This is a genomic window from Colwellia sp. Bg11-28, from assembly GCF_002836245.1.
Lineage (GTDB): Bacteria > Pseudomonadota > Gammaproteobacteria > Enterobacterales > Alteromonadaceae > Colwellia > Colwellia psychrerythraea_A.
The window spans coordinates 139444-156330 of record NZ_PJBA01000018.1; the positions used below are offsets into that span (position 1 = coordinate 139444).

16 protein-coding genes are annotated in these 16887 nt (G+C 36.2%); 1 reads left to right on the forward strand and 15 read right to left on the reverse strand.

The genetic code is table 11. The features are described from left to right. Nucleotides 1-37: 37 nt before the first annotated feature. The 14 genes from CXF79_RS17970 to CXF79_RS18030 form a co-directional block, all read right to left on the reverse strand. Nucleotides 38-766: a WecB/TagA/CpsF family glycosyltransferase gene (locus tag CXF79_RS17970; RefSeq protein ID WP_101156969.1), complete on the reverse strand. Its 729-nt coding sequence runs from the start codon at nucleotides 764-766 to the stop codon at nucleotides 38-40. Then, nucleotides 766-2004 carry a glycosyltransferase family 4 protein gene (locus CXF79_RS17975; protein ID WP_101156972.1) on the reverse strand — a complete coding sequence of 413 codons (1239 nt, stop codon included), beginning with the start codon at nucleotides 2002-2004 and terminating at the stop codon, nucleotides 766-768. The genes CXF79_RS17970 and CXF79_RS17975 overlap by 1 nt, the downstream gene beginning before the upstream one ends. A gap of 4 nt (nucleotides 2005-2008) precedes the next feature. After that, entirely contained in the window at nucleotides 2009-2962 is a 954-nt protein-coding gene (locus tag CXF79_RS17980; RefSeq protein ID WP_101158229.1) for a glycosyltransferase, read from the reverse strand. Then, nucleotides 2955-4016: a dTDP-glucose 4,6-dehydratase gene (gene rfbB / locus CXF79_RS17985; RefSeq protein ID WP_101156974.1), complete on the reverse strand. Its 1062-nt coding sequence runs from the start codon at nucleotides 4014-4016 to the stop codon at nucleotides 2955-2957. The genes CXF79_RS17980 and rfbB overlap by 8 nt, the downstream gene beginning before the upstream one ends. Nucleotides 4017-4018: 2 nt before the next feature. Further along, the gene (rfbD, locus tag CXF79_RS17990) at nucleotides 4019-4900 is read right to left on the reverse strand and encodes a dTDP-4-dehydrorhamnose reductase (RefSeq protein WP_101156976.1); all 882 of its coding nucleotides are present in this window, start codon (nucleotides 4898-4900) and stop codon (nucleotides 4019-4021) included. Then, nucleotides 4897-5463 carry a dTDP-4-dehydrorhamnose 3,5-epimerase gene (gene rfbC, locus CXF79_RS17995; RefSeq protein ID WP_101156978.1) on the reverse strand — a complete coding sequence of 189 codons (567 nt, stop codon included), beginning with the start codon at nucleotides 5461-5463 and terminating at the stop codon, nucleotides 4897-4899. Before rfbC ends, rfbD begins: the two co-directional genes overlap by 4 nt. A 4-nt stretch (nucleotides 5464-5467) precedes the next feature. Next, nucleotides 5468-6349, reverse strand: a complete 882-nt coding sequence (gene rfbA / locus CXF79_RS18000; protein ID WP_101156980.1) for a glucose-1-phosphate thymidylyltransferase RfbA — start codon at nucleotides 6347-6349, stop codon at nucleotides 5468-5470. A gap of 170 nt (nucleotides 6350-6519) precedes the next feature. Then, complete coding sequence (tviB, locus tag CXF79_RS18005; RefSeq protein ID WP_101156982.1) at nucleotides 6520-7806, reverse strand: Vi polysaccharide biosynthesis UDP-N-acetylglucosamine C-6 dehydrogenase TviB; 1287 nt, start codon at nucleotides 7804-7806, stop codon at nucleotides 6520-6522. Between the two features lie 98 nt (nucleotides 7807-7904). Next, the gene (gene galU, locus CXF79_RS18010) at nucleotides 7905-8801 is read right to left on the reverse strand and encodes a UTP--glucose-1-phosphate uridylyltransferase GalU (RefSeq protein ID WP_101156984.1); all 897 of its coding nucleotides are present in this window, start codon (nucleotides 8799-8801) and stop codon (nucleotides 7905-7907) included. Between the two features lie 413 nt (nucleotides 8802-9214). Then, on the reverse strand, nucleotides 9215-10360 hold the full coding sequence (locus CXF79_RS18015) for a nucleotidyltransferase family protein (protein ID WP_101156986.1): 1146 nt from the start codon (nucleotides 10358-10360) through the stop codon (nucleotides 9215-9217). Further along, on the reverse strand, nucleotides 10341-11744 hold the full coding sequence (locus CXF79_RS18020) for an undecaprenyl-phosphate glucose phosphotransferase (RefSeq protein WP_101158231.1): 1404 nt from the start codon (nucleotides 11742-11744) through the stop codon (nucleotides 10341-10343). Before CXF79_RS18020 ends, CXF79_RS18015 begins: the two co-directional genes overlap by 20 nt. A gap of 124 nt (nucleotides 11745-11868) precedes the next feature. Next, entirely contained in the window at nucleotides 11869-12870 is a 1002-nt protein-coding gene (locus tag CXF79_RS18025; protein WP_101156988.1) for a hypothetical protein, read from the reverse strand. 61 nt (nucleotides 12871-12931) lie between these two features. Then, nucleotides 12932-13099, reverse strand: a complete 168-nt coding sequence (locus CXF79_RS23425) for a lasso RiPP family leader peptide-containing protein (protein WP_157825900.1) — start codon at nucleotides 13097-13099, stop codon at nucleotides 12932-12934. 5 nt (nucleotides 13100-13104) lie between these two features. Next, a complete protein-coding gene (locus CXF79_RS18030) occupies nucleotides 13105-13728 on the reverse strand; it encodes a PEP-CTERM sorting domain-containing protein (RefSeq protein WP_101156990.1) in 624 nt (207 codons plus the stop codon). A 337-nt stretch (nucleotides 13729-14065) separates the two neighbouring features. Here CXF79_RS18030 and CXF79_RS18035 point away from each other — a divergent pair, with 337 nt between their 5' ends. Further along, nucleotides 14066-15961 (forward strand): asparagine synthase-related protein, encoded by a 1896-nt coding sequence (locus CXF79_RS18035; protein ID WP_198560101.1) that lies wholly within the window; start codon nucleotides 14066-14068, stop codon nucleotides 15959-15961. A gap of 377 nt (nucleotides 15962-16338) precedes the next feature. Here CXF79_RS18035 and CXF79_RS18040 read toward each other — a convergent pair whose 3' ends face one another. Beyond that, nucleotides 16339-16788 (reverse strand): REP-associated tyrosine transposase, encoded by a 450-nt coding sequence (locus tag CXF79_RS18040; RefSeq protein WP_101156995.1) that lies wholly within the window; start codon nucleotides 16786-16788, stop codon nucleotides 16339-16341. Nucleotides 16789-16887 lie beyond the last annotated feature (99 nt).

A 16887-nucleotide genomic window follows, 5' to 3' on the forward strand; every position in this document is an offset into this window, starting at 1 on the left:
TATAAATATTATTGTTAAGTTAAATAAAGACATAAAGTTATAAAGCTTTATAAATACGTTGTAATTTTAGAGAGTTTCCAAAGTAACGTTTAACTAACACCTTAGGATTTTGCAACATTCTAAAACACCATTCTAAGTTCATTTTTTGAACCCAGAGCGGTGCACGTATTTCTTCACCAACAAGAAACAAAATAGAAGCACCTATACATAAGGCAACTCCTTTTGTTAGCGTTAGTTGTAGTTTTTCAGCAAGAATTTCTTGTCGTGGTGAACCAACCGCCAGAAAAACAAAATTAGGCTGAACCTGTTCGGCATATCCAAGCACCTTAGTTACTTCAGCTTCATTATTAATAAATCCCATTGGTGGATTTATATGATACAACTCTAATGCTTTGTATTTCTTTGAGAGTGTATCAAAAACATGTTGTTCGCCGCCTACTACCAAAACCTTTTTATTAAGCATGTGTTTTTCATCAAACAATAACTGCGTTAAAGTACTGCCCGTAATAACTTCATTAATAATTTTGTTTTTTCTTTTTAATAGTTTTTGCAATATGCGGCTGTCGCATAAACACAGCGAGGCTCGATCATAAATGGCTTTTAATTGCGAGGTTTCACCTTCGGTAATAATACGGGCTAAATGATCGATATTTGGTGTTACCACAATATCCAACCCTGGGGTTTCACTGTACTTTTTTATGGTATTAATTGCATTAACCATCGTTAAATTGTGCAAGTTAACCAAGCTTGTATTGATTATTTCCATTAATGTTTAACCAACTCTTTTACTATTAATTGGCCAATTTTTTCAGCGTTAGCCAATTGATTAAAATTTTGTTTTACATGTTTTTCGGCTTGTTCTGCTAATTTATTTAACTGCGCTGGCTCTGTGGTTAATAACAACGCCATTTTATCAGCCAAGTCTTGTTCATTAGCCGATTTAGCAAGAAAACCTGTTTGCTGATTAATAACCAGTTCTTTAATACCTGATAAATCGGTAGAAATAACAGGAACACCACAAGCCATTGCTTCCATAAGCGATACTGGTATGCCATCCATATCACCATTTGAGTCTTTTACCGAAGGAAGAACAAAAGCACCTAGCTTTTTTAGCCACTCACTTACTTGGTTGTTCGGCATTGTGCCTAAAAATGAAATATGCGTTGTTAAGCCTAATTCACTGGTTAATGCTTTAAGTTCATCAGTTAAAGGGCCATCCCCCACAATTTCTACTTTAAAGTTATATCGCTTTTTTTTAAGTTCGTTACAAGCTTTTATTAAATATTCAACACCCTTTTTTTCCACCAGACGTGCTAAAAAACCAAAGGTAAATGTAGTCTTTTCATGTGTTGCTCTATATGTAAATTTTGTAGTATCTACACCACAATAAATAACGTTAATTTTATCTACTATTTGTGGTGCAAGCTTGGTTAAATAAGCTTTATTAAATTGTGAAATAGTGACAAAAAATTTGCTACGTTCTATTTTTTCTTTTAATAACCAGCCACGTTGAAAAATATCATTCGCATGTGACGTTACACTAAAATCTGTACCCGACATACATGCAGCATACATGGCAATATCGGTAGGTATATGAGCAAAGTGAACGTGGGTATGCGTAATATTATTATTTAAAATATGATTTGTTAGAATGCCAGAATAAACATAACGATATATTAACCCCAACGCATTCCTTGAAAAAAGTCCTATGCTAAAAAGGTCGAATACTAACCAAGAAAAAGAACGAACAACTTTTATAGGTTGCATTAAGAATACTTTGATTAATACAAACAATGCAGCTAAAAAACTATGTTTATATATAACAAAAACATTTCCTACTTTTTGTTCAGTTTTTGTATCTACTTTAGCGGTACTATCCCTAACAGATGCGACAGCCACATCTAAGCCTAACTCTCGTAATTTTAGTAATTCGTTATAAACAAAGGTTGCAGAAAGCGCCGGTATTTCAGGCGCTAAATATAAAATCTTTTTATTTGGTAGCATACTATTATCTTTTTATCGGTATTATATATTTTACAGGAAGAGTTCCCCATACGCTTGCCTGTTCAGCATTGATTTTTTCTACTGTTTTTTGCTTTCCAATAATTAATGAATATAATTGAAATTTCCGTAACAATTTTTTCATATGGGGATCATCTAATTGCTCTTCTTTTGAAATAATACTTTTAACATATCCCCATAAAGTAGCTAATGCGCCAATAACATAAGGTTTTTTATTCAGGCGATATACAACAGATGCTAATAAATAGATAAAACTACTACCCATAAAATACTGACCATAACCATGTCTAATACGGCCGGTAATAATATTATTTTGACTAGAGCCCATAGGTCTTAAATGTATATACCTTATTTCATCTTTATCATCACTACGTGAAATCCAGCCTAATGTTCTACACCTATGACTATCAATACCATCCCACATTACTTGCCGTACAAAACCACCTATTTCTTTAAAGCATTGTGTTCGATAAAATTTTGTAGCTCCAACCGATGATTCATCTCCACAGACCTCTGCAACTAGTGCATTACTATCACCTTCATAGAAGTATGGCTTACCACTATATGTTCCTAATCTAGGTTCAATTTCCATTTGCTTCATTAGAAAGTCAAAATACGTTTCTGGCAAGTTAAGATCTAAATCCAATTTACAAATATATGCATAATCGTCAATGTTAATTGTATTGTAGCCTTCGTAAAAAGCGTCGATAACTCCAGGACCAACACTACGGTGGCCCCTATTTTCTCGGGTAACTATTTCGATAAAGTCATACTTACTTTCGTATTCACTAAGGATCTGCGGTGTTCTATCTGTAGACCCATCATCAACAATAATCCATTTAGCCGGCTTAATGGTTTGATTAACGACAGTATCAAGTGTTTGCAGCATATATTTTTCTTCGTTTCGGCACGGAGAAATAATTACGTAACTTTTATTCATAGTTTTTATCCAACCAAGTTTTATAACTACCATCCATAATACGGCGCCACCATTGTTCGTTATCCATATACCATTGCACGGTTTTACGAATACCTGTTTCAAAGGTTTCTTGCGGTTTATAGCCTAATTCATTCATAATTTTTGATGCGTTTATAGCATAACGACGGTCGTGGCCAGCTCGGTCTTTTACATAGGTAATAAGTTGATTATGAGGCGCTCCTACGGGGTGGTGTTCGTCCATTAGTTCACAAATGACATTAACAATATCAATATTGGCCCATTCGTTATTACCGCCAATATTATAGGTATTATCTATTTTCCCATTATGCAAAATAAGATCGATACCACGGTTATGGTCATCAACAAATAACCAATCTCTAATTTGTTGTCCGTCACCATAAATTGGTAATGATTTCCCGTCTAAACAATTAGCAATAACTAGCGGAATAAGCTTTTCAGGAAACTGATATGGCCCATAGTTGTTAGAGCAGTTACTAATTGTGGTATTTAAACCATAGGTATGGTGATAGCTTCGTACGACGTGATCAGACGATGCTTTACTGGCTGCATAGGGTGAATTAGGCAGATATTGATTAGTTTCAGTAAAGGCTGGGGCATCTGGCGCTAAAGTGCCATAAACTTCATCTGTAGATACATGATGGAAACGATGATCCGTTATTCCTTGGTCTAACCATACTTTTTTAGCCGCCTTTAATAATGAATGCGTGCCTTCGATATTGGTTTTAAAAAACGCATCAGGCCCATGAATAGAACGGTCTACGTGTGACTCAGCAGCAAAGTGAACTAGGGTATCTACATTATTATCTTGTAGTAACTTTTCTACCTTATCGGTATCCAATATATCGGCATGTACAAAGGTAAAATTGTTATTTTGCGATAATGAAACTAAATTTTCCTTGTTCCCTGCATAAGTTAAAGCATCTAAACCAATAACTTTGCTTTCGGGGTAAGCATCCATCCAGTAGTGAACAAAATTAGAGCCTATAAAACCGGCAGCACCAGTTACTAATAATATTTTAGGAGTATATGTCATTATTATTTCCATGCGTTGAAAACGTTACCTAAACCTGCTTGCCAATTGGATAGATCTAACTTGAATGTTTGCGTTATTTTGTCGCAATTTAATATTGAGTTTAATGGCCGTTCGGCAGGCGTCGGGTATTCTTTAGTGGTAATAGCAAGTACCTTTGGCGTACTTGTTAAGATATTGTTCTGCTTAGCTTGTTCAAAAATTATTTGTGCAAAGCCATGCCATGAAATCGGTGTATCGCCACAATAATGATATATGCCCCAGTTGCTTGTTTGGCTGTTTATTTGTACCGCGAGCTTAAGCAGAGTTTCGGCAATGTCTTTTGCGTAGGTAGGCGCACCTTTTTGGTCGGCAACAACGCGTAATTGCTCACGCTCTTTTCCTAATCGCACCATAGTTTTCACAAAGTTATTACCAAACTCACCAAATACCCAAGCAACACGTAATATGTAATGTAACGGGTGGTTTTTAATAACCGCTTGCTCACCAGCTAATTTACTTTTCCCGTAAATTCCTGTGGGATTAGGTACATCAGTTTCTGCATAAGCGCCGATTTTGCTACCGTCAAAAACATAGTCTGTAGAAATATGCAGTAATGGAATCGATAATTCATTACAAAATGAGGCTAAATTTTCTGGGCCTTTTTCATTTATGGCGTAAGCTAAATTAATTTCTTCTTCGGCTTTATCTACAGCAGTATACGCAGCGGCATTAATAACAACATTCGGTTTCTCTTTGGCTAAAATAGACTTTACTTGATCGATGTCGGTTATATCGAGCAAGCTTCTACCATAACCAACAACTTCTACATTGTATTTAATTGCTAACGCGGCTTGGAGTAATTCACTACCCACTTGGCCATTAGCACCCGTCACTAAAATTTTCACATTATGCCCTTATTATATAATGGCAATTTTTCAGTTAATTGATTTTTAAGTAACGGATTATTCATATCTTTATCTGATAATTGTACGTCGGTAATTGGCCATTGAATGCCTACCTCAGGATCATTCCAAAAAATACCCTGCTCAGATTGAGGATGATAATAATTGGTACATTTATAAATAAAATCAGCTGTATCACTGAGCACAACAAATCCATGAGCAAACCCAGGAGGTACATACATCATGCGCATAGACTCTTCATCTAATGTTGTACCAAACCATTCACCAAATGTTGGAGAGCCTTTTCGAACATCCACGGCTACGTCAAAAACGGCTCCCGTTGCAACTCTCACTAGTTTTCCTTGTGGTTGAGTTAACTGATAATGTAGACCTCGCAATATCCCTTTGGTTGACCTTGAATGATTGTCTTGGACAAAAGCGTCTTTTATTCCCGCTTCTTTTAATGTGTCAGATCTAGCTGTTTCAAGAAAAAAACCACGTGCGTCTCCAAATTTACGAGGTTCGAATATAATGACGCCTGGTAAGTTTGTTTCGATAATCTTCATGAGTTTAGCGTTTTCCTAAAAGTTCTAAAAGATAAAGGCCATAACCACTTTTTTTAAGCGGTTGGGCAAGTTCTTCTAACTGAGATGCGGTTATAAACCCCTGACGATAAGCAATTTCTTCTGGGCAGCAAATTTTAAGACCTTGACGTTCTTCAATAGTCTGAATAAAGTTCGATGCAGCATTTAAAGACTCATGTGTACCTGTATCAAGCCATGCATACCCTCTTCCCATGAGTTCTACACTAAGTTTATTTCGCTCCAAATAGACTTTATTTACATCAGTTATTTCGAGTTCGCCCCGTGCTGATGGTTTTATGTTTTTTGCGATTTCAATCACATCATTATCATAAAAATAAAGACCGGTTACCGCATAATTACTCTTAGCTTTATCTGGCTTTTCTTCAATGTCAATTGCGTTACCACTACTATCAAAAGATACAACACCATAGCGTTCTGGATCTTTCACATAATAGCCAAATACCGTGGCACCTTCGCTTTTTGATGTTGCACTATTAAGTAATTCGTCCATCCCATGTCCGAAAAATATATTATCACCTAATACTAAACTAACAGGGCTATCACCAATAAACTCTTCACCAATAATAAACGCTTGGGCAAGACCATCAGGATTTTCTTGGATCTCATAACTGATATCCAGACCCCACTGTTTACCATCACCTAATAATTTTTTAAATGATTCTTGATCATGAGGTGTTGTGATGATTAATATTTCTTGAATACCTGCAAGCATCAGAATTGATAAAGGATAATAAATCATCGGTTTATCATAAATAGCCATCAATTGTTTACTAATTGATATCGTAAGCGGATGTAGCCTAGTACCAGATCCACCGGCAAGAATAATTCCTTTGTATTTTTTTGACATATATTTCTTCTTTTACAACCTAAAATAATAAAAGTTATTACATTAACAATAAGGTATTACACCCTATACGTTCATTTTATAATATGAGCGAAGGAACAGTGTGTTACACGATAATAATAAAAGTCCATTTTTCGATATGCTATTGTCATATTTTCCCTCTTATAAAAAGACTAAAGCTTTAGATCAGCTACAGATTTAGGCAATACATTCTTCAAATCATAAACTACGGATTCAACCTTCATGTATTTATTTATTTCAGCTTGGTCTAATTCTTTAAACTCGTTATGAGCCACGGCTAAAACTACGCTGTCATAGTGGTTTTTCTTAAGCTCAGTAATAAGCTCAATACCGTACTCTTGAAAAGTTTCTTTAGGGCTAGCCCAAGGGTCATAGACATCTACATTCACATTGTATTCTTGCAACTCAGATACAATATCAATTACCTTGGTATTACGGATATCGGGGCAGTTTTCTTTAAAGGTTAATCCTAAAATAAGAATGTTAGCATTTTTAACATGAACACCTTTATTTAACATTGTTTTAATAAGTTGAGAAACAACATATTTTCCCATATTATCATTGATACGACGCCCAGCTAAAATCACCTCAGGATGATAACCAATAGATTCAGCTTTATGCGTTAAATAATACGGATCAACACCTATACAGTGCCCGCCTACCAAACCCGGCCGAAATGGTAAGAAATTCCATTTCGTACCAGCAGCTTCTAAAACTTCTAATGTATCAATATCCAATTTATTAAAGATAATCGCCAATTCATTAATCAAGGCAATATTTACATCACGTTGAGTATTTTCAATAACCTTCGCAGCTTCAGCTACTTTAATTGAAGAAGCCTTATGTGTACCTGCGGTAATAATTGTTCTATAAATTTGATCAACTTTTTCTGCAATCTCAGGCGTGGATCCGCTGGTAACTTTTAATATATCCGTTACTCTGTGTTCTTTATCACCTGGATTTATTCGTTCTGGTGAATAACCTGCAAAAAAGTCTTGGTTAAATTTCAAGCCAGAAATTCGCTCGACCACCGGGATGCAAACATCTTCTGTCGCCCCAGGGTATACTGTTGATTCATAGATAATAACATCACCAGTTTCAAGTACTTTTCCTAACATTTCACTCGCTTTAATTAACGGAGATAAGTCAGGTTGTTTATGTGCGTCAATTGGCGTAGGCACCGTAACAATATAAACATTACATGCGGCTAAATCGTCTGCAGAACATGAGTAATTAAGGTGAGTTGATTCTTTTAATTCACCACTAGTGACTTCTAAGGTAAAGTCATGTCCGGTCAGAAGGTCATTTACTCTTTTTTGATTTATGTCGAAACCTAAAGTATGAAACTTTTTTCCAAACTCTACAGCTAAAGGTAAGCCAACATAACCTAGGCCAATAATACCAATCTTAATATTTTCTAAACTTATAACAGTACTCATTAATAACGCCCGTAAATTTTCATAGTTATTTTAGTTAAATATCCAACTTTTCAATTCGTTACAGATTTATTGAGAAAGTGCTTCGAATTATTTAAATGTTAAAGTTTTAGAGTGCTCAAGAAATCTTTCAACCCCTGACCCAAAACAGGATCAAGCAATGAATACTCAATATTCGCTTGCAGATAGCCTAATTTATTACCGCAATCATGACTGCGCCCCACAATTTTGTAGGCTTCCATTTTTTCAAGCAGTAATAACTGATGCATTGCATCCGTTAATTGAATTTCATCCCCCGCACCGGGTGGCGTAAACTCTAGTAAATCCCAAATAGCTGCAGATAAGACATAGCGACCTGTGATTGCTAGGTTAGAAGGGGCATCATCAAGATCTGGTTTTTCAACCATATTGGTTACTTCGGCAAACTCGGATTCTTTAAGTTTCGTCCCATTGATGTCAACGACGCCATAACTACTGACATCTTGCTGCGGCACTTCTTCTACCATCACTTGACTGATGTTGGTTTCTTCAAATCGTTTGACCATTTTTGCTAGGTTATCTTGCTTTAAATCTGAACGGTATTTGTCTATCAGTACATCAGGTAATATAACGGCAAAGGGTTTGTCACCAATAATGGGCTTGGCACATAAAATGGCATGGCCTAAACCTAAGGCATTAGATTGACGAACAGAAATTACATTAGTGCCTTTAGGTGTGATTTTACGAACTTCTTCTAATAATGAGCGTTTTACCCGTTTTTCAAGTTGCGCTTCCAATTCAAAACTTTTATCAAAATGGTTTTCAATGGCATTTTTACTGGAATGCGTGACTAGTATTATGTTTTTAATACCGGCTGCTGCCGCTTCTTCTACCACGTATTGAATCAATGGTTTATCAACTACGCTGAGCATTTCTTTAGGGATAGCTTTTGTGGCTGGCAACATGCGTGTGCCAAGCCCAGCTACAGGAATGACTGCAGAGGTTATTTTATTTGTCATTGGTATCGTCCATAATTTTGTTTGTTCTTTAATTTTGTGTGTTTTAAATGTTTATAGTTTTATTACCTTTTTACACTCTGTGAATGTAATAAAACTATAAATATTCATTAATCTAGTAACTACAACTCAGTGACAGCCAATGGATCTTCGACTAGTAACCTCGAAGATGACGTGTCCGTAATCTCTAAGATGACGAACCAGTGACTAAAACTCAGTGACTAAAACTGGATCTTCGACTAGTAACCTCGAAGATGACGTGCTCGTAATCTCTAAGATGACGAACCAGTGACTACAACTCAGTAACTAAAACTGGATCTTCGACTAGTGACTTCGAAGATGACAGACCCGTGACTTCGAAGATGACGTGCCAGTGACTTCGAAGAAGACGAACCTGTAACCTCGAAGATGACGAATCACTTATTTATGAATCGTTGTCTCAATGCTGATTTCACATATAACCACTGTAAGGCTAATGGCCTTACAACACTGCCAGAAAACACAAATTGCCCTATCACTTGGTTTACTCTATACCTAAAGGGTTTCTTGTTTGCTATAGGTTGAGTAAACCGTGATTTTACTAACTTAACCATCACCTTATAAATAACAGGGTTTGGTTCTATTTGTTTTAGTACGTCACTATCAATGTAATTTTCAATATCACTGCCCATAACCTCTGAACAGTTTTTCAAAAGTGCAAATAAAGGGATAATTGCGCCCCACTCTTTGGCTATGACTATCGTTTTTCTAATATCTGGCTGTTGAGCCATAATTATTTCATGGCTGTCTACTAAATTATATTTACAAAAGTCCATGTCTTTATAGGCATGAACAGCCTGGTGAATTAAGGCATGCTCAGGCGATAACATTCTCACCAGTTTATTATTAAAACTTGGGTGTTCTACACTGTTTCCCCACAATTGCTCTTCACTAATCTTAAATAACAACGGATTGATTAATGAGGCATGTAAATCAAGTGCTGCGCCCATTTTTCCTTTGGGTATAAAAGAAAGCTCATATAAATCACCAAATACATCCGGTTGCGATTTTTCGGTATAGTTCATTATGGTTTTAATGAGTGATACCGCTTGATGCCAATGCTTTTGCTGTATCAATATATCTAAATCATTTGATGTTCTGGGTGCTTTCGCACTATATAGAACGTCTGCAAAAGCAGCGCCTTTTAATAAAACAATTGGAATGTTATGCGCCGATAACACTGCAATTATATTGTTCAATTGCCTTTTTCTTGCTAACTCGGTCACTATGCCTTGTTGCGTGATAGTCGTTAATATTTTTTGACTTTCTGCTGATAGCGCCTTAAAAAAAGCTAATTTATGTGCTTTATCATTAAGCAGCGGTATTATCCGCTTATGCTCTTTCTGCTTACGTCCATTATGAAGTAAAGGCAATTTATTAAGTAACGTTGTTGCTGCACTCAGGTCAATAACGTGATTGCCTGAACATCCACTGATACGGGCTAACCGTAGCAATTCAAAATACGTTTCATTGTGCTCTTTTACCAAATTAAGCGATGAATAGTTAATAAGCATTTTTATCATTAAATGATCTAAAAATAGTAAATAACACTATTTTGAAATCTAACCAAAGTGACCAAGTACGTATATATTCAAGATCGAACTTAATGCGCATTTCCATTTTATCTACTGTGTCAGTTTCACCGCGCCAACCATTGACTTGAGCCCAGCCAGTAATGCCCGGCTTAACTTTATGGCGCAGCATGTAGTAATCAACTTGTTTACGGTATTCTTCATTATGCGCTACCGCATGTGGCCTTGGCCCTACCACTGACATATGTCCTTGTAGCGCATTAAAAAACTGAGGTAATTCATCTAATGAGGTTCTGCGTAAAAATCCGCCGAAGGGGGTAATTCTTACGTCATTTTTGGTGGCCTGTACTACTTTGTCAGCGTTTTCAGCTACGGTCATTGAGCGAAACTTCCACACCTTAATTTTTTTACCGTCTAGGCCATATCTGTCTTGTTTGAATAATATCGGTCCACGAGAAGTCAGTTTAATAATCGCCGCAATAACAATCATGGGCAGGGTAATTATCGTTAATATGGCTAAAGACAATAAGATATCTTCTACACGTTTTAACGTTACGTTAGCCCCTTGCATTGAGCTGCCGTGTACACTGATGGTTTGAATTTCACCTACATGAGACATGCTGGCTTGCATTAATGAGTAAATAAATAAATCAGGCACTAGCTGTACGTTAGCTGTGGTGTCACCTAATAAAAATAATATTTTTTTAATACGCTTTTCTGCTGTTATAGGTAATGCAACATAAACGGCATCAAAGTCATTATTTTTGGCTTTCTCAACTCCGTCTTCAATACTACCACCTAAGTACTCATGATAATTTGGATCTATTCTATCGGGGGCTCTATCATCATAAATGGCTATTAATCTATAACCGGTTTCAGGGTGTTCTAATATTTGTTGTGCTAATCGTCGTCCATTTTTGGTTAATCCGATGATGGCAATATTACGGGTGTTATAACCTTTCGAACGCATTTTCGCTAAAAAAATTGAAAACGCATAACGCCAACTAATCAAAAAGGAATAAGACAGCACAAACCAAATAGCGATGGCAACCCGTGAAAAGTCTTCACTTGATTTAGTAAAAAACAAATAAGACAGTACTAGCACTGCAGCTATTGCCCAAGAGAGGAAGGTATAAAAGATTATTTGTTTGAAGTAACCCGCTCGCCAAGAACGGTATACAGAAAGTGATTCTGCTACCAGAATGTAGGCCATGCTACCCACCAAAAACATAACAAAATACTCTTGGTTGTAAGATACATTGTAAAATAGAATTGCGATTAAGAGGCTTAGTTTTATAGCAACTATGTCTACCAATCTATAAAAAAAAGCAAAAGCATTGGTATTGTTTTGTATCGTGCCTGTGGTGTTTGCCATAACAACTAACGTCCTGTAGGTTTGTTTTTTTACCGGTTGAATAACTGTTTTATTCAACACAAAGAGTAATAAACTTTATTTATCAAATAAGCTCTCTTGCGTAATAGCTTATTTGATAAATAGCTTAAAGGTCGCTTTTAATTACCTTGCCAACTTCGCCTAAATGTTCTTTTCCACTTACGTAATTAATTTGCTTAAACGCAATGTTTTCCAGTAATTTAGATAAACCTTGAACTCTCGATTTTTCTAAATTTAACTTTCGGTAACAACTCCCTAAAATGCTATTTTGCAATAAAATAATAATTGCTTGAGCGGTAGCAATCGGCACTATTTCACATAATGGTGTATTGCTATTTTGCTTTTTTGGTAATCTATTTAATAAATAAATTACGTGCAATTTCTTAGGTTTATTACAAAAGGTCAATCCTTCTACTTTTTCTAAATTGACGATACGCTTTTCAAATTTCTCATGTACTTTTTGATGTTGCTCACTTGTATTCAGCGCAATATCATTAAGTGCATCTGGCCACATTCTAGCTACTGGCCAACTTGGATAGATGTCATAACCTTGTTCATTTTCATGCAGAGCGACCATGTCATCGGTCATCAATGAAAAACCACTTTGGCTAAGTGCCGCTGTTAACGTCGTTTTACCTGTTCTACTTGGAGCAACAATTGCAATGGCCTTGTCTTGATAAGCTAACGCGTTTGCATGAATGCAAAGTACATTGTTTAATTCTAAATTTAAGGCTAAAGCTAATGTTTGAAAGTAATGATCAGCTCCCGTTCCTTGAGCTTGCCAGTCTATGGTTATATTAGTTTTTGTTACTTCAAATGAACCCGTTCCTTGGCAATTAACATTCAGATAATAACTATCGTCTGCGCTTTTACTCGAATCAACGCTCTCAGAGCCAGCGTAACGTTCATTTGAAGTAGCTTTATATAAGCTAACTTCACTATGATAACGTTCACCTTCATCTACCATTGACCATATTGGTTTTAACGCTTCATCAACTGTGAAACGAGCAAAATCCAACGTGATTTCAAGCGGCAATTCCTGTTTATTAGCCTCGCAAAAAGGCACACAGAAAACACCGTGAAGTGGTAATTTAAATAAAGGGTTCATTCGAATTTTTTATAACATTAGACAAGCCACTATTTAATAGCGGCTATCTAATATAAATAATTTAACCTTGGAAAGGGTTTCGCTTGGTGTGACCACCTTGCTCGTCTGGAATACTTCCAGCAAAGCCTTGAGTTAAGTCAGCTAAACTACCGGCACTTTTCAATACAGGTTTGGTGTAAACAGCTTTACTCTCAACAGATTGTTGTTGGGTGTTTTTAGTAGAATTCATTTCAATCACTTCCCTGAAGATTTTTTACGTAAACTTGTTAATGCAATAAGGCCTAATGCAAAAGTAAACATTGTTGATGGCTCTGGTATTTCAGCGCTGTCTGTGTCGGTTAAAAACACTAACTGTTCACCAGAAATCAGGTTAAAACCTGTAATAGCCATAGTACCAAATAAATCTGGGGCACTATATTCATCTGTAAAAGTCGCAACAGCTGAATCATCACTAGCAGCAAATGGACGACCCGCTTCAGAACCCGGTGTACTTGTTGCTGTACCTGGGATTATATCAAAAAACATATCCGCAATGCCGGCATCAACCGTTAGTCCAACAATGCCATTGGCAACGTTTAAGTTAGATAATATCCAATCACCATAAAAGGTGTCAGTACTACTATCGTAATCACCGAAAGTATTACCATCTAATAATAATGACCAAGAACTTGTTGATACACCACCTAATGTAGAAGAAAGTGCAGACCAAATTTGAGTGTCTTGTGTTCCATCTCCGAAAAATGCTGTTATTGTTATACCTTCCATATCAATGCTATTAACATCACTATTGATTATGGTCGCTTGTGTAAACAAGCTAGTAGATAGAAGAATCATCCCTAGCATCCATTTCTTCAACATTCGTATACTCCATTAATTTACTATAAATTCGTGCTATAAGTCCGCGCAATCCCTTTTTAGCAAGAACTATACCGAAAAACTAATACTCTTAAAAATCAGACCATTAAAAAAACAAATTGGCTTTTAATTTCTAAATCGTAACAGTTATGTAAAGAATTTCGACACACATTTACTAAACTTCAAAGGCACTATCTGTACCACAAGCTATTCTCGGCGGTATAATACCCTATTAAAGATGACTTTTTAATGACAATTTGCAAAAAATATAACAATATATACTTAAGTTTTACATATGTTTAGATTTTGTAACTTTCACGAAAATATTATTAAGGTATATATGGACAACCTTTTTGCAGTTATTATCCCTTATAGGGATTCTAATAAGGCTAATAGTATATTTAACAACCTATTACCTAGAGTTCTTTTTAATAACTCATCCTCGATTTCAACCGAAGTTCCTAATGAAAATCATTTTATTTTTTTAGCTAAATACTCAAATAAATCTGCCAATGTAAGTTATAAAACCCAATCAACTAAGCAATCTTTAACAATGCCAATAATTGGTAATTTTAGAGTCGATAATCAAGATGATTTGGCTAAGGTATGCGAATTTGATTTAAGTGACGAAAATCAATTTTTGTCAAAAGATGAACATGCTTTTTTTAGCACCTATAAAAAGCTAGGTGCAGCGTCTTTTTCGAAAATAAAAGGCAACTTTCAAACTGTTTTTTGGGATGAACAATCGCAAAAATTATGTGCTGCAATAGATCCTTTCAGCAGTCGTTCATTATTTTACCTCGAATTAGGCGGAGTTTTATATCTTGCCTCAAACGCAAAAACGCTAGCAAATATTACTAACATCAACCTAACGGTAAATAAAGTTGCTGTTAGTCAGTGGTTGGCTGGACGTCCTGATCCTAATATTTCCATGTTTAATGAAATATCTAGATTACCTGCGGGACATTGTTTGGAGTACAACGAAGAGCAAGGGGTTAAAATCACCAAGTTTTGGGATATAGACCCTGACTTCTCAATTGAGTATAAAGATACTGAAGCGTATAAAGCGCATTTTTTTGAACTGTTAAAAACAAGTGTTGAAAACAGACTTAATACTGATGAATCGATCACAGACCCTACGCTATTCTGTCAAATGAGTGGTGGAATGGATTCAACATCGGTAACAGCACTAGCCAAGCAATTTCTGGATGGAAAAAATCAGCCTTTGCATACGTTGTCTCATCGGTACAAAAATACTAAAACCTGTGATGAAAGTACCAATATCAATGACATGATTTCTACGCTTGGCCTAGAGAATCAGCATTACATTGATTTAGATGAGTATGAGTCAAGTTCATTCAGTGAGTTATATCCCACTGATTTTGATAGCCCTGGCATTGTCCTTTCACCAAAGTATCATCAAGAGTTAGCACTGATGCATAGTTTAGGAACCAACGTGCTGCTAACAGGTAATGGCGGCGACGAAACTTGTTGGGGACATAGCGCGTCATACGGTTCTCGTTTGTTTAAAGGCGAGTTTGGCGTAATTAGTGAAGTGATTGATGCTTGTAATGAACTCAACGAGCCTGTAGCTCGTTCGTTATATAAATTGTTTATGCCTAGCACTATTCAAAATTTAATTAAGCTTGCAAGACAAAAGCCTATTAATTCTAATGAGTGTCCACCTTGGTTATCAGCACAAGCTTTAATCAATGTGACAGCAGAAAAGCAGCTTTTTATTAATCCTTTCTCGGCAACTTTTAATCCTGCAAAACATGCTAGATACCATGGTTTAAATACTACATCTACCTACAATGCTATGCGTTCATATCAAAAAGTAGCAAGTGGTTACGGCATTGATGTTCGTCATCCCTTTTTTGACGCTGATGTCGTCAAGTTCAGTTTTGCCATTCCAGAAAAACTGCTTATACAGGGTGTTTACCCTAAATGGTTGTTAAGACAAACCATGCAAGCGCATTTACCTGAGTCAGTTTGTTGGAATAAGCACAAAGTAGTGTTTGATCACCATTTTGCTAATTTGGTTAGATCTAATAAGGTTGAGTTACGTAAACTATTATCTCATCCAGGATTACAAGATTTAGGGTTAGTGGATAATACGATTTTATTGAGTGAATTTGATGCGGTTGTTAATAACCCAAGTAGCTATTTAAATGTAGACATGTTGTACGCCATTTTAACGCAGTTATGGTTTCAAACTCATTGTGTAGATGACTAATGTATTTCTTATTTTGCATGGTTAGACATGCTTCGCACTACACGTAAATTAATTTGGTATTTTTTGTCGAGGCAAGCATCGACCTACAGGAAATTTGATTTGGTTTTGGTAGGTCGGCACGAGCGCAGCGAGGCCCGACAACTTTGTCGAAGCAAGCATCGACCTACAGGTAAATTGATTTGCTATTGGTAGGTCGGCACGAACGCAGCGAGGTCCGACAGCTTTGTCGAAGCAAGCATCGACCTACAGTTAAATTGATTTGGTATTGGTATTGGTATTGGTAGGTCGGCACGAGCGTAGTGAGGCCCGACAACTTTGTCGAGGCAAGAATCGACCTACAGGGAATTTGATTTGGTTTTGGTAGCGAGGCCCGACAGTTATAAATAGCAACTATTCCAAAAAGGGTATTTACCCAGATTATCCACAATATTAGCTCGTAAAGGGTTTGCAACAATATATCGAGAGATAGACTTTAAATCTTCCTCCTTCCTGATTGCATGATCAAAATAAGCATGTTGCCAAAGAGATCCTCGCTGGTTTAGATGGTTATTTATTTTGATGGCTGATATAGATTTTAATTGTCTGATGATAACGGCCATAGAAGAATCATGATTTAGCTGTAATAAACCATGAAAGTGATCAGGCATTAAAACCCAAGTTAGCCACTGGCAATTGTTTTTATTTTCATTATCCGCTAACAATTGGCAAAATATTTTTGCAGTGTCGAAGTGGCTAAAGATTCTTTTCCGTTTATCTACGACGAAGGTGATGAAATAAATAGCATTCTTTTGCTCAACACGCCCTTTTCTTAAATCATTCCATGACATAATTTTACTTCCTTTAAAATATTTATACTGTAAAGGTAGGCATAATAGTTTGTCGAGGCAAGCATCGACCTACAGGTAAATTGATTTGCTATTGGTAGG

Coding starts and splice junctions, on each gene's coding strand:
- tviB (WP_101156982.1), bottom strand. CDS start 7,806: ATGAGTACTGTTATAAGTTTAGAAAATATTAAGATTGGTATTATTGGC.
- CXF79_RS17975 (WP_101156972.1), bottom strand. CDS start 2,004: ATGCTACCAAATAAAAAGATTTTATATTTAGCGCCTGAAATACCGGCG.
- CXF79_RS17980 (WP_101158229.1), bottom strand. CDS start 2,962: ATGAATAAAAGTTACGTAATTATTTCTCCGTGCCGAAACGAAGAAAAA.
- rfbB (WP_101156974.1), bottom strand. CDS start 4,016: ATGACATATACTCCTAAAATATTATTAGTAACTGGTGCTGCCGGTTTT.
- galU (WP_101156984.1), bottom strand. CDS start 8,801: ATGACAAATAAAATAACCTCTGCAGTCATTCCTGTAGCTGGGCTTGGC.
- CXF79_RS18040 (WP_101156995.1), bottom strand. CDS start 16,788: ATGTCATGGAATGATTTAAGAAAAGGGCGTGTTGAGCAAAAGAATGCT.
- CXF79_RS18035 (WP_198560101.1), top strand. CDS start 14,066: ATGGACAACCTTTTTGCAGTTATTATCCCTTATAGGGATTCTAATAAG.
- rfbC (WP_101156978.1), bottom strand. CDS start 5,463: ATGAAGATTATCGAAACAAACTTACCAGGCGTCATTATATTCGAACCT.
- CXF79_RS18015 (WP_101156986.1), bottom strand. CDS start 10,360: ATGATAAAAATGCTTATTAACTATTCATCGCTTAATTTGGTAAAAGAG.
- CXF79_RS18020 (WP_101158231.1), bottom strand. CDS start 11,744: ATGGCAAACACCACAGGCACGATACAAAACAATACCAATGCTTTTGCT.
- rfbA (WP_101156980.1), bottom strand. CDS start 6,349: ATGTCAAAAAAATACAAAGGAATTATTCTTGCCGGTGGATCTGGTACT.
- CXF79_RS18025 (WP_101156988.1), bottom strand. CDS start 12,870: ATGAACCCTTTATTTAAATTACCACTTCACGGTGTTTTCTGTGTGCCT.
- CXF79_RS18030 (WP_101156990.1), bottom strand. CDS start 13,728: ATGTTGAAGAAATGGATGCTAGGGATGATTCTTCTATCTACTAGCTTG.
- CXF79_RS23425 (WP_157825900.1), bottom strand. CDS start 13,099: ATGAATTCTACTAAAAACACCCAACAACAATCTGTTGAGAGTAAAGCT.
- CXF79_RS17970 (WP_101156969.1), bottom strand. CDS start 766: ATGGAAATAATCAATACAAGCTTGGTTAACTTGCACAATTTAACGATG.